This window comes from Companilactobacillus allii (assembly GCF_001971585.1).
Lineage (GTDB): Bacteria > Bacillota > Bacilli > Lactobacillales > Lactobacillaceae > Companilactobacillus > Companilactobacillus allii.
Window position 1 is genome coordinate 1584049 of record NZ_CP019323.1, and the last position, 13529, is coordinate 1597577.

The 13529-nt window shown below is 34.9% G+C and carries 11 protein-coding genes and 1 tRNA gene; 7 read left to right on the forward strand and 5 right to left on the reverse strand.

What is annotated here, in order from left to right; translation table 11 throughout:
• Positions 1-33: 33 nt before the first annotated feature.
• Positions 34-873, reverse strand: a complete 840-nt coding sequence (locus tag BTM29_RS07650) for an NAD(P)H-hydrate dehydratase (RefSeq protein WP_076615678.1) — start codon at positions 871-873, stop codon at positions 34-36.
• 68 nt (positions 874-941) lie between these two features.
• Between BTM29_RS07650 and BTM29_RS07655 the strand changes: the two genes are divergently transcribed.
• The 5 genes from BTM29_RS07655 to BTM29_RS07675 all read left to right on the forward strand — a co-directional run bounded on the left by BTM29_RS07655 (position 942) and on the right by BTM29_RS07675 (position 4867).
• A tRNA-Leu gene (locus BTM29_RS07655) sits at positions 942-1026 on the forward strand.
• Positions 1027-1213: 187 nt separating this feature from the next.
• Complete coding sequence (locus tag BTM29_RS07660) at positions 1214-1684, forward strand: MerR family transcriptional regulator (protein WP_335582993.1); 471 nt, start codon at positions 1214-1216, stop codon at positions 1682-1684.
• Positions 1685-1727: 43 nt separating this feature from the next.
• Positions 1728-2258, forward strand: a complete 531-nt coding sequence (locus BTM29_RS07665; RefSeq protein ID WP_076615682.1) for an O-acetyl-ADP-ribose deacetylase — start codon at positions 1728-1730, stop codon at positions 2256-2258.
• A 105-nt stretch (positions 2259-2363) separates the two neighbouring features.
• Entirely contained in the window at positions 2364-2768 is a 405-nt protein-coding gene (mscL, locus tag BTM29_RS07670; protein ID WP_076615686.1) for a large-conductance mechanosensitive channel protein MscL, read from the forward strand.
• A gap of 98 nt (positions 2769-2866) precedes the next feature.
• Positions 2867-4867 (forward strand): cation:proton antiporter, encoded by a 2001-nt coding sequence (locus tag BTM29_RS07675; RefSeq protein WP_076615689.1) that lies wholly within the window; start codon positions 2867-2869, stop codon positions 4865-4867.
• 46 nt (positions 4868-4913) lie between these two features.
• Here BTM29_RS07675 and brnQ read toward each other — a convergent pair whose 3' ends face one another.
• Positions 4914-6302, reverse strand: a complete 1389-nt coding sequence (gene brnQ, locus BTM29_RS07680) for a branched-chain amino acid transport system II carrier protein (protein WP_076615692.1) — start codon at positions 6300-6302, stop codon at positions 4914-4916.
• A gap of 611 nt (positions 6303-6913) precedes the next feature.
• Between brnQ and BTM29_RS07685 the strand changes: the two genes are divergently transcribed.
• Together BTM29_RS07685 and argH are read left to right on the forward strand one after the other, a co-directional pair.
• Positions 6914-8143 carry an argininosuccinate synthase gene (locus tag BTM29_RS07685; RefSeq protein WP_269466423.1) on the forward strand — a complete coding sequence of 410 codons (1230 nt, stop codon included), beginning with the start codon at positions 6914-6916 and terminating at the stop codon, positions 8141-8143.
• The gene (gene argH / locus BTM29_RS07690; protein ID WP_076615698.1) at positions 8143-9522 is read left to right on the forward strand and encodes an argininosuccinate lyase; all 1380 of its coding nucleotides are present in this window, start codon (positions 8143-8145) and stop codon (positions 9520-9522) included. The genes BTM29_RS07685 and argH overlap by 1 nt, the downstream gene beginning before the upstream one ends.
• Positions 9523-9579: 57 nt before the next feature.
• Here the strand turns inward: argH and BTM29_RS07695 are convergent, their stop codons facing one another.
• The 3 genes from BTM29_RS07695 to BTM29_RS07705 form a co-directional block, all read right to left on the reverse strand.
• Complete coding sequence (locus BTM29_RS07695; RefSeq protein WP_076615701.1) at positions 9580-9966, reverse strand: hypothetical protein; 387 nt, start codon at positions 9964-9966, stop codon at positions 9580-9582.
• Positions 9944-10411: an ASCH domain-containing protein gene (locus tag BTM29_RS07700; protein WP_076615705.1), complete on the reverse strand. Its 468-nt coding sequence runs from the start codon at positions 10409-10411 to the stop codon at positions 9944-9946. Before BTM29_RS07700 ends, BTM29_RS07695 begins: the two co-directional genes overlap by 23 nt.
• Positions 10412-10488: 77 nt before the next feature.
• The gene (locus tag BTM29_RS07705) at positions 10489-13407 is read right to left on the reverse strand and encodes a hypothetical protein (RefSeq protein WP_076615709.1); all 2919 of its coding nucleotides are present in this window, start codon (positions 13405-13407) and stop codon (positions 10489-10491) included.
• Positions 13408-13529 lie beyond the last annotated feature (122 nt).

Consider the following 13529-nt stretch of genomic DNA (forward strand, 5'->3'; position numbering starts at 1 on the left):
AAAAAACACATTTGCGATATTTTTTCAGTTCATTTATTTATTAGAGGTGAATTTTTTCATATATTTTGGAATTTTACTAATTAAAGTTGAAGGTAAGACAACATAATTACTTTTATAAATTTGATCAGCAATGTAACTATGAAGGAATAATCCAGTCTGTACAGTTACCAATGAATTTCCAAATTGACCAATAAAACCTGCAAGAACTCCAGTGAGTGTGTCTCCCATACCACCAGTTGCCATACCAGCATTTCCAGCCTGAATTTGAGATACTTTATTTTGATAATAAATCTCAGATAAATGTTTTTTAACAATCAAGGTAGCATTGGGGGCAAGTTTATTTATTGCTTTCAAATTGTTTTCTTTGGTTTGTTCTGGAATCGATAAATTGGATAGGCGCTGCCATTCACCTTGATGTGGTGTTAATATCAAATTATTAATGGATGTCAAATCAATATTGTTTTCTGCTACAACACTTAGTGCAGAGGCATCCATAATAATCGTAGTATTCTCATCGCAATATTTTATGATAAGTTGAATAATCTTGTCAGTAGAATCTGATGTCCCTAGTCCTGGTCCAAGTACTATAACGTTATTTTGGATTATGGCAGCTATTAATTCTTGTGATTTATTATAGTCAATTGTCATTGCTTCTGGAATCTCAACGTTCAAGGCAGTAAACTTCTCAGGGATGGTTGCAACCGTGACTAATCCGGCCCCAGTGTGAATCGCTGCTGATGCTGAAAGTATTGCTGCACCGCCAAAAGGCAATGATCCTGCAATAATTAGCACACGTCCATAATTTCCCTTATACGATTCGGTATTTCTGACTTTAATTACCGTAGATAATACAGATTTATTGATTTTTTCCATTACAAGAACCTCCAATTGTAGTATCATTTAATATTGTAAGCCATAACAAATGTGTTTAACAAGATAATGCCACTGTGGCGGAATTGGCAGACGCGCAGTGTTCAGGTCGCTGTATGGTTAATCCATGTACAAGTTCGAATCTTGCCAGTGGCATATTGAGAATAAAAGAGAACAAAACAAGCATATTTATTTGTAGGAACGTTGATAAATCAGCGTTCCTATTTTTTTACTATGTGATAATTAAAGAAATATAAAGCTATTTTGCACGTTGAATTTAATTGTTTCTCACAGTTTAAAAAAATCGTATCTTTAGGTTGCTCTAAAGTAGTCTTCATAGTTTATGATAGTAGTATTGATTGGGAAAGCTGGTAATTTAATCATGAATAGTAAACAAGTTTCTGAAATAATGGATCTACCTGTTGCGACTCTGCGATATTATGAAAAAATTGGAGTAATACCACCGATAGGCCGTGACAAAAATGGATATCGAGATTATCGACCAAATGATTTGAATTGGATATTTTTAACTAAATGTTTGAAACAAGCAGGATTATCACTTAAATTATTGAAGGAATTTGCGGATCTTAATCAAAAGGATGAAGATACTAGCGAAGAACGAAAAGATATTTTACGTGAACAACTGGATGATCTTAATGATAAGCTAGATGAAATGAATAAGACACGTGACTTATTAGTACATAAAATTGACACATTTGATGATCATATGGTCAAATTTGAATCTGGTGAGATGGATGAAGATCACGTTGAAGAATTGTGGACGATGGGTGAGTTTCAGTCGTCTAAGAAGTAAATATTAATAGTTGTTATATGCGTCAAAAGGGAGCATTAGAAATATGTCAGAGTATTTATCTGAAGGAAGTTCTATAAAGGCAAAAGTATGTGACATTACAATGATCAAGTGTGATGCGATTGTAAATGCCGCAAACAAAACACTATTAGGCGGTGGTGGAGTTGATGGGGCAATCCATACTGCTGCTGGTCCGAAATTATTGGAAGAATGTATTGCTCTTAATGGATGTGAAACTGGTGAGGCCAAGCTGACTAGGGGATACAATTTACCGGCTAGATACATTATTCATACAGTTGGACCAATTTATTCTGGATCTGATAAAGATCCAGTAATGTTGGCTAATTGTTATAAAAATTCTCTAAATGTAGCTAAACAAAACAATCTTCACAGTATAACTTTTGCAGCAATTTCGACTGGTATATATGCTTATCCTATTGATGATGCAGCAAAAATCGCCTTGAACACTATTAAAGATTGGATTGTAGCCAACAAGAATTACAAAGTTGAAGTTTTAATGTCTTGTTTTGACGGAAAAATCAAAGGTTCATACGATAAATATTTGGCTTTTCTTTAAAAAAATCTTACGATTGCTATTAAATGATGGTTATTTGTTGTGCAAACCACTGTGAAAATAGCATAATTATTGTAGTGATTTTTTTTAGAAGGGGAGATATGAATTATGATTAAAGAATTTAAAGACTTTATCAGTCGCGGTAATGTGATGGATCTGGCAGTTGGTGTAATTATGGGTTCTGCATTTACCGCCATAGTACAATCACTTGTTGGTAACTTAGTTAATCCGTTGATAGGAATATTTTTAGGTAAAGTCGACTTAGCAAATTTAAAGGTTGAAGTTGGAGAAGCAACGTTCAAATATGGGGCTTTTTTGGAATCAATTATAAACTTTATAATTATTGCCATCGTTGTTTTCTTATTGGTCAAAGGGATGAATAAGGTTATTAATGCTAGAAAGTCAGCCGAAGATGAAAAAGAAGAAGAAAAGGAATCTTCAACAGATGAAATGATCATGTATCTAAAGAAAATTTCAGAATCAATTGATTCTAATAAAGAAGAACAAAAGTAATGGATTTGCTATATTGGCAAATCTTTTTTTGTTCACTTGTATAATTAACTGCGTTAGAATTAGAAAGTTATTGAAAAATGATTGGGAGGACAATTATTTTGGAGACTGTATTTCTAGTTTTGTTGCTAGTTGCAGCGGTAGTTTTAGCTAATGCAATTTATGCACGTTTCAATATTGTTCCAGTAGCATTTTTGCAAATTGGTGCTGGATTAGTTTTGTCTTTTGTACCATTGTATAAAAATTTTGAATTAGAGCCGGAACTGTTTTTGTTTGCGATTATTTCTATGTTAATGTTTAACGACGGTCAAAATACTAATATTAGAAGACTTATGCATCAAATGGGAACTACCTTGTCTCTGTCAGTTGTACTGGCAATAATTACGATTTTGGTAGTGGGAAGTGTTACCCATGTTTTAATTCCACAATTCTCATTAGCTTTGGCATTAGCTTTAGGAGCAATTATTACACCAACTGATGCTGTCGCAGTTTCGTCTATAACAAGTAAAGTGCTAGTTCCCAAAGAAGCTATGAATACGCTAGAAAACGAGTCGTTATTTAATGATGCCTCTGGTATCGTGGCTTTTAATTTGGCAATTGCTTCAATAGTAACTGGTAAATTTTCAGTAGTTAGTGGTGTTGAGAGCTTTATGTATGTATTTATAGGCGGTATTCTTGTTGGCTTAGTTATGGGCTATATAATTGTCGCCATTAGAATTATGCTGATTAATATGCGCGTTGATACGCCATCAGTGATTGTTCCATATACTCTCTTAACTCCATTTGCAGTTTATTTGATAGCTGAATCAATTGATGTATCAGGTATTCTAGCTGTTGTTGCAACTGGATTGATTCATGGATTACAACAAGATAGATTACGTTTAACAACTTCTAGATTACAGATAGTTATGGGAACGACCTGGTCTATTATTTCCAGTATTTTAAATGGAATTGTATTCGTGTTATTAGGATTGTCACTGCCTGAAGTTATACAAAATTTACAACAACGAGATACGGGTTCAATTGCTATTTTGGTAGGTTTAGGTTTTGTTTTGTATATAATGATGACGTTATTAAGATTCATCTGGACTCAATTTGATTTTGCTAAGATTCGTGCTTGGAATTTTCACGATAAGATTATGAACAGTTTGGTTATGGCTTTGAGTGGAGTACATGGAACCATAACTTTAGCAATGGCTTTTTCTTTGCCATTGACCATAAAAGGTCAACCTTTCGCGTATCGGAATGATATTATTTTTGTGGCAGCAGTGGTTATTTTAATTAGTTTAATTGTTCCTACACTAGTTTTGCCATTTATTCTTCCCAAGAAAGTATCCGTTGTTGATGGGGATGACTTGTCACGAGCAAAGTCTGAAATGGTACGTGATGCCGTTAAAATGGTTCAACATCAATATGGTGATTCACTTGAAAGTGGAGAAATCATCAGAATTATTGGAAGCCAGCGAACAGTGGAAAAGCGTCCTAATAAGTCTGTAATGTCTAATTTATTTGATGAGACTTTTAAGATTGAAAAAGCCGTTATTGAAGATATGTTAAGTAAGGGTGAAATAACGATCCAAGAGTTCAATCTTTATATGATGATGTTACGTAAGACGATTATTGATCACTCAAATGGTTTTAGAAAACAAATGATTTTTATTATAAGATTTACCGTTATTGCCAAAATATCTCTGAGTAAAAGTGCTAGAAAGCGTCGGAGAGAAATAAGAAAAATTAAGAAAAGAAAACGCAGTAGTAGTCGTGAAGATGCGACCGAACGTAACTATCAGTGGGGCCGTATGCGATCAATTGAAGCTGTTCCTTACAAAAAGGTAATGTTATATTTAACTTCTGTGATGACAGAAAAAAATGAGGTTGAAGTTGAACTAGTTAGACGATCATTTGATCAAAGACATCGCAGATTATCTGGTTCTCGTGCATCTCAAGCTAATCAAAATGAACTATTAGTCACAGTATTTCAACATGAACATAATTTTGTTCAGTCTAAAGTTTCTAGTGAAGAGTATAGTCATGAGTTAGGAAATGAACTATATCAACAAATTTCTACTGATCAACTTGTAAGTTTCCAAACCTTTGATTAATTTCCAACAAAAAAGAGACCGATACGGTCTCTTTTTTTGTTGGAAATTAATATTTTTGTGTAACTTCTTCGTTATTTGAAACGAATACTCCCATTTTACCAAGTACCATACCAAGGACAAAACCTAGTAAGGTAGGTGTTACCCAACCAAGTCCCATACTGGCGAATGGTAGGTATTGATGATAAACATTTAATACTGTTTTAACAAAGCCAGTCTGCAATACTGCAGGTGCGGCATTAAACATATCAAGAACAGCAGGTAGTACTGTGAATGCAATAGTCATTTTATAAACGACACCTTTATATGACTTAGTATGAACGGTCAATGATGTTAAGATCAAGGCAAGTGATAGTGGGTAAAGTAACATAAGTACTGGCAATGACCAACTGATGATTGTATCTAGTCCAGCGTTTGCAACTACAAATGAAACGAAACATGTAACACGTAACCATCCTAGATAACTTACTTTAGGGAACAATTTGTGAAAGTCTTGTGCAAATGATGCAACCAATCCAAGAGCTGTTGTGAACACACCTAATGTAACTAAGACACCAAGTAATGCAGCACCAAAGTTGCCGAAGTAATCACCAACGATACTTGATAGTGCATCGCCACCGTTTGCTGATAATTTCATTTTGTTCAAACTGAAGGCACCTAATAAAACTAATCCTAAGTAAACTAAAACCTCAAGTGAGATAGCCATGGTACCGGCTTTAGCAGTAACTGTAGAAAGTTCCTTATTCTTGTAACCTAATCCTTTGACAGCACGAACAAATGTAACGGATAAGGCAAGTAAAGCTACAGCATCGACTGTATTGTATCCTTCTAGTAAACCACTAACAGTAGCGGTTGTTTGATAAGCGGTAGTAGGCATGTGATTTAAGCCACCCATAGGATTAACAAATGCGACTACAAAGATAACTGCTAATAATGCCAAGAAGATAGTATTTAAATATTTACCAACATATTTAACCAATCTATTTTGGTGAACACTCAAGACGTAAGCAAGACTGAAAAATACAGCTGTGAAGATCAACATACTAACTTGATTGTATTGTGCTGGTAGAAATGGTTTTGCGGCCATTTCAAAAGCCGTCGCTGCAGTACGTGGAGTACCAAAGAAAGGTCCAATGGTTAAATGAACTAAAACAAGAAATAATGCGGCATAACGTTTTCCAACTGGGCGGGCTAGATCATATAGACCGTCACTTTTTGTTACCACAACAGCTAGAATTGCTAGTAGTGGGAATAATGATCCAGAAATAGCAAATCCAATTGCGGCAGCAAACCAGTTGTTACCAGCCATTTGTCCCAAGTGAACTGGGAAAATTAAATTACCTGATCCAAAGAACATCCCGAAGATAAGTGAGCTAACAACCAATAGTTGTAAGAATTTACTCTTGTTTGATTTTGATTCCAATAAATCGTTTTGCATAAGTGATCCCCCTAAATGAATCGTATAAATTTGTTTTTTTAAGTCTTATATTTATCTGACTAATCTGTATAATGCCACTAATATCAGAATCCATAATTCTCACCACCTTAAATTTGAAAAAAAAGAGCCCTTCTCCCGATAGGGAAAAGGGCTCCAATAGTAGAACGGTACCACCTTTTTGAGTAGCTAAAAAACTACTCGCTTTAATCGCAAACTGATTAATTTGCTAGCCATATATTGGTGGCAACCACGATAACCTACATATCGGTATCGAGCTCAGAAATGATTTTCAAAATTCCCATAACGACCACTTCCCATTAAACGTGGCTCACTGTGCGTAGTTGAGATTTCTACTTTTTTCTTCAACGCTTGTTTGATTTGTTGTTGCCAATTATAAGCACGGAAAAAGTAAATTGCAAGAGGATTTATTAATTTAATTCTAATTGTTTTTTTCCTTCTATAAATATCTTTTTGAAAAAGTTTGAAATATGGTAATTCAGCAATGAAAAGGTTTACATGAAGAAAATATCCAATATACACTTGTATTAATATAAGAACGGTGTTAAATTAAATTACACAAAATTAATTTTTTTCTAATCGGAGGAGAACGTATTATGACAGAAACAAAGAAAGTAGTATTAGCTTATTCAGGAGGATTGGATACATCAATTGCCATTCCTTGGCTGAAGAATAAAGGATATGACGTCATCGCTTGCTGTATTAATGTTGGTGAAGGCAAGGATGTTGATTTTATTAAAGAAAAAGCAATCAATGCTGGTGCAATTAAGGCCATCGCAATTGATGCAATAGACGAATTCGCAGAAGATTATGCACTTGTTGCGTTGCAAGGACATACTCTTTACGAAGGTATTTACCCGCTACTCTCCGCTCTCTCCCGACCATTGATTAGTAAAAAATTAGTAGAAGTAGCAAAAGAAGAAAATGCCGATGCAATTGCACACGGTTGTACAGGAAAAGGAAACGATCAAGTCCGTTTTGAAGTTTCTATTCATGCTCTAGCCCCCGACCTAGAAGTATTGAGTCCTGTTCGTGACTGGCATTGGGCTCGTGAAGACGAGATCGACTATGCTAAAAAGCACAATATTCCAGTTCCTATTAATCTTGATTCACCATATTCTATCGATGCCAATATTTGGGGTCGTGCCAACGAATGTGGAGTTCTTGAAGATCCATGGGCAGAAGCACCAGAAGATGCCTTTGGTATTACTAAGCCAATTGAAGAAACACCAGATGAACCAACAAGTGTTGAGATTACATTTGAAAAAGGTATTCCAGTTGCCCTTGATGGTATTGAAATGAAGTTTGCTGATATTATCAAAGAACTTAATACTGTTGCTGGTGAAAATGGTATTGGTCGTATCGATCATATCGAAAACCGTTTGGTTGGTATTAAATCTCGTGAGGTTTATGAAACACCAGGTGCTGAAGTATTGATGAAGGCACATAAAGAACTTGAAGATCTTACACTTGAAGGTGGATTGGGTCACTTTAAGCCAGTTATTGAAAAAGAATTGACTGAACTTATTTACAATGGTCTTTGGTTCTCACCACTAATGAAGTCACTTCTAGCATTTCTTGATGAAAGTCAAAAAACTGTTAATGGTGTTATCAAGATGAGATTGTTCAAAGGTAATACATGGATTCAAGGACGTAAGTCACCTAACTCATTGTATGATTTGAATCTTGCTACATACACAGCTTCAGATTCATTTGATCAAGAAGCAGCTAAGGGATTCATTAAACTTTGGGGTCTTTCAACTCAAGTTGCAGCTCAAGTTGCTCAAAAAAATGAGAAAGAAAACACCAAAGAGGTGCAATAATGAGCACACAAAAGCTTTGGGGTGGCCGTTTTCAAGCTCAAGCAGAGTCTTGGGTCGATGAATTTGGCGCTTCAATTAATTTTGATCAACTCATGGCTGATGAAGATATCGAAGGTTCATTGGCACACGTTAAGATGCTCAAGAAAACTCAGATATTGAGTGCAAGTGATTGTGATCAAATAATTTCTGGTTTAAAGGAATTACAAGAGGAGTTGCACGCAGGTAAACTTAAATTCACAGTTGAAAACGAAGATATTCATATGAATATTGAAAGTATTTTAACTGAAAAGATAGGTCCAGTTGCTGGTAAACTACACACAGGTCGCTCACGTAATGATCAAGTTGCTACAGATTTTCATTTGTATGTCAAAAATCGTTTGCCACAGATCGTTGCTGAAATTAAAACTATCCAAAAAACTTTGGTAAGTTTGGCAGAAGACAATGTTGAAACTATAATGCCTGGATACACTCATTTACAACATGCACAACCAATCTCTTATGGTCACTATTTAATGGCATATTATTCTATGCTAAAACGTGATGTAGAGAGATTTGAGTTTAACATGAAACATGCAGATATCTCACCACTTGGTGCAGCAGCATTGGCTGGAACAACTTTCCCTATTGATCGTGAGTTCACTGCTAAAGAGCTTGGATTTAACGATATCTATGTTAATTCACTAGACGCCGTATCTGATCGTGATTTTGCTTTAGAGTTTTTGAGTAATGCATCTATTTTGATGATGCATTTATCAAGATTTTGTGAAGAAATCAGTATGTGGGTCAGTTATGAATTCAATTATTTGGAATTAAGCGACAAATATACAACTGGTAGTTCTATCATGCCTCAGAAGAAGAATCCTGATATGGCAGAATTGATCAGAGGTAAGAGTGGTCGTGTTTATGGACACTTGATTGGATTGTTATCGACTATGAAGTCATTACCATTAGCTTATAATAAAGACTTGCAAGAGGATAAGGAAGGTACTTTTGATACTGTCAAAACCTTACTTCCAGCCTTGAAAGTATTCAATGGTATGATATCGACAATTAAAGTTAATAAAGATAATATGTATCATGCTACCGAGAATGACTTTTCGAATGCTACTGAATTGGCTGATTATTTAGCTACTAAAGGTATTCCATTTAGAGAAGCACATGGCATTGTTGGACAATTGGTATTGAAGGGGATTGAGACTCATAAAAATCTCCAAGATATTTCAATGGAGGAGTTTAAGAAAATTTCACCTCTTATTGAAGATGATATATACAATGAATTGAAACCAGAGGTTGCCGTAGAGAGACGTAATTCTCTTGGCGGTACAGGTTTTAAACAAGTTAAGATGCAAATTGAATTAGCAAAAAAAGATTTGAACTAAATTAAAAAAGGCGAGGCAAAACACAATTAACGTGTTTTGCCTCGCCTTTTTTGTATTTCACAGTGCTTTCACTTGCTGCTGTAAAAAGTAATTCAATAAGTCAGCTTTATCAGGTTTGTCTAAGTAGATGTAGGATCTAGGTACTTTAAACTTTGGAAAATTTCTTTGTACGGTATCCAATGATATTTCATTGGCAAGTTCGGTATGGGAGATAATAGACATTTCATATCCATCTTCAACCGTTCTAGGCTTTCCTAAATTCAAAAATAGACTTATCGACTTATCTTCACCAGATGAGTAGATTATTGCTTGACATTCAGTGTGCAGAAACCTTTTGCGATGTTCTACAGTTTGTTCACCAAGAATTATCTTCCTTGCATATTCACTTCTTAGGGACAAAAGAATTATTGGTAATTTAGGATTATATATCTCCGTTAACTTCATCGTAAACCTTCTCGAATACTTCACATAAACAAGGGATATCATCGTTAAATTCTTTTCCAGCAGCAAGGTATTCTTTAGTGAAGAAATCTTCATGAATAACACGCCAATATTTTAAGCTACGGTCACCTTCACCTTCATGATAAGCATGTTCTGCACTTACTTGTTTGAAGGGGACAATCTCTGTTACAAGAGTTTTAGTTATACAAACTGGTAATTCCTTGTCATCGAGAATAATGTTATAGTCTCCAGTTGTTGGCATATATTCTGTTTTTGTATATAAATCGTATGCTGAAGTTGTCGCCGTTTTGATACCTTTATCGACTAAATTGGCCAGAGTTTTGGGATCACCGCCAAAAATAGTGATGTCTCCGATAGGGTAGTCTTCACGCGGACTTTTATTCTCAAGAAACTTGTCCCAGTAAGCTTTAATAATTTTTTTATCCATGAAGCAAACCTCCAAATATATGAATATATATAAATAATATCATTATTCATATCTTGAAGTTGGTAAATATTTGGGAATTAAATGGCATCAACTAAGCTCCAATTCCACTCACTATTGAATTCACCATATTTAGGTAGTCCGTCGTATTGAAATACGAGAGCTAACTTTTGTTTAACAATATCTGTAAAGTCTGTTTTTGTGACCCAATTGCCATCTTTGGGATCAGTACTTGTTCCAATATTTAAGTTGTCGTCGGTTAATTGATCATCCCAATAAACTAGATGGTTGAGTTTCATTTTTTCGTATTTAATATTTTGAAAATTATTTATTTCCAAAAGTAAGTGCATGGAATTACCAGTATTAGCACGATAATCAGTAACCTCTAATTTATCTTCAAACTGTGGATGAATTTTTGAACTATCATTACCTGCAAGTATATGTTCACCAAAGCTTATTTCTGTTGGGGTAGATAGACCAATTGTTCCTTCTTTACGTTGAAAGTACATTGTGTCAGACCCTTGTAGATCGTTGTCATCGTATATAGTCATAGTTAATTTATGAGGTTTCAAGTCAGTTACATGTGATATATCAAGTTTGGGTATTTTCCAGAGGACTTCTTTTCCGGGATGTGGATTATTCAAATCAGCATCAGGAATCAAGTTTTCTGGTCCATCATCAATTGTATAAGACATCTTCTTTAAAGTAGAACTATTAAGGTCAGTCCAATATCCATGCAAACTGAGGCTCTCACCATTTGGAGTAAACGGAGCATTTTGAGTAGCGTGGGGTGAGGTGATAATTAGTTGAGGCTCATTTGTTGCTGCTCTAGAGATATTTATTGAAGATCTTTTAACAACTGATTTATTTCCTTCTTTATCCATCATCCAGACGTTCACTGTATGTAGTCCTGGTTTGTAATCCTTTACTGAAATTTTCTCATTCCAATCATGGGGAACACCGTCAATTCTATCATTGGAACTTTGAGAATAGCTATTGATCTTCTTTTTGCTATCAAGAGTTTCATCGTCCATGGTCCAATATAGATCTGTTGATAAACTATCAAAATCATACCAACTACCTGACAGATTGTAATTATGGCTATCCGGTTCAATCATATCCGGTTCATCCAGAGTACCGTTTTGATCAAGAATTACTACTGGAGCAAATTTTTCATCTATTATATCGAAACTTCTGGAATATCGTATAGTTTCAGTGTCATCGACCTCTAAAATTTTAGGATCAGTTCGCATTGTCATTCCTGCATCCCATAGGTAGGTTTTTTCATCGATAAAATTTGCAAATCCTTTTTTCTTGTAAATACGTCCTAACCGTTTACCAGCACCAGGCTCGTTTCCTTTGTCACCTGGATCTTCAAAGGTTCTAAAGGAGTTAAATAGTCCCTCAGGAACATTACCGGGCTGATACCACGGAGTACGTCGATATTTATCGTTCATATGGTGCTTCCATGGGTTACCAGTGAATTTTGCTTGTAAAATACCAGTGAACACTAGTGAAAGGATTCCTCCAGAGGCCGTGTAACCTTTGAATTGATGACTAGAGTTAGTAGTTGTTCTAGCAGCCCAAGCAGCTGGACTGTCACTTTTATTCATGTGGAAATTAACTCTGGCATGGATACTATCGGATTGAGCATACATTCCACGATTATTTCCCAGAGATCTCAGTGGTACATATCCGCCATGATAGATTTTTTTGCTCTTATCATATTCTTGAGCATAGTCTTTGTTGAAGGCAATGTCGTGAAAAACAAATCCAATGAAGTCTTTGAATTCTTTATCACCGATATTCTTGTAATTTACTTCTGTTACCATTTCACCAGATTTATTGAATTTGATAATAATAGTTATTTCGATCTTATATTTTATTTTTCCAGCAATATATTGTTGCTGAAAAGTTAATTTTTGCTGTTCATAACCAGTATCAGGGTCCTCTTTATAAAATAATTTTGGGATAGTCAACATTGCAACAGTTGATCCTAGATTGTCAGGTCCCATCATTGAGGGCATTGAACGCTGGTCTGTCACGTGATTATAGTTGTGAATATCTGTGGTAACAAAAGTTCCTTTAGAGCCTGTAACGTCATCTTTTTGCTGACCATCGCCCATATTGTGGGTATAAATATGACGTCCTTTGGTTATAAATTCTTTTCCTATTTCACCATTGTCTTTTTCATCGGAACTTGTCGTATGAAGTTCTTCTTTGTCATTGGCTTTTTGAAGTACAGTCGCAAAGTTAGGTGCTGTTAGGCTATTAAATCTTCCACTTTTACCACGTCCGGTGTCCTTTTGATAGGCTTCTTGAACTTTCATTTCTTTTCTGGCATAAAAAAAGTCCCCAAAGTACAAGAAGGGGGTAGCTTTATTACCACTAGCATATTCAAGCGTTGGTCCTTTACTTAAGCGAAGTGTGTAACTTTGTTTCCATGAAAAATCGTCGTCTTTATTGTTTTGAGTATTAGTGACTTCTTTAGTCTCGTCAACAGTGTTGATTTCTTTTTCATCATTATCTGAATCGGCATTTTCTTCATCATTGTTAACAATTTTTTCTTTATCAGTATTCAATTCTTTTGTTGTAAGTATATTTCCATCGGAATCAGTAATTGAAATACTGAACGAATCGGTTTTGTCTAGTTTGAAGTTAAATGTACCTTGTAATTTTTTATCGGCATGGTTGCTTAAATTAAGAGTGATAATGTCAGTTTCTTTATCTAAAGTGACGTTTTTACTTCCAAGTTCACTTTTAAAAACGTCTAAATCAAACTTTGATGGATCTGAACTATTTATCTTCAATTCTGTTTTATCAGAATCCAAAGTGTAATTAATACTTCCTTGGTAAGTTCCATCCAATTCTGTAATATCAGTTATTTCAGCTGAGGAATTTGTGGTAGTGGCTGCATAACTATAAATTATATTTGTACAGAGTGTTGATAAACTTAAGATTAATATTAGGAATAGAGATAACAAGCTTTTCCTTTTCATTGCGGGGGAATCCTCCGTTGATTCTGATTTGTTTAATCAGATTATCATATGCTTAAATTTTTCACAATTCAAAAAACATAATTTTTTTATTAAACTTTTTGAAATGATTTATTAGAATAATA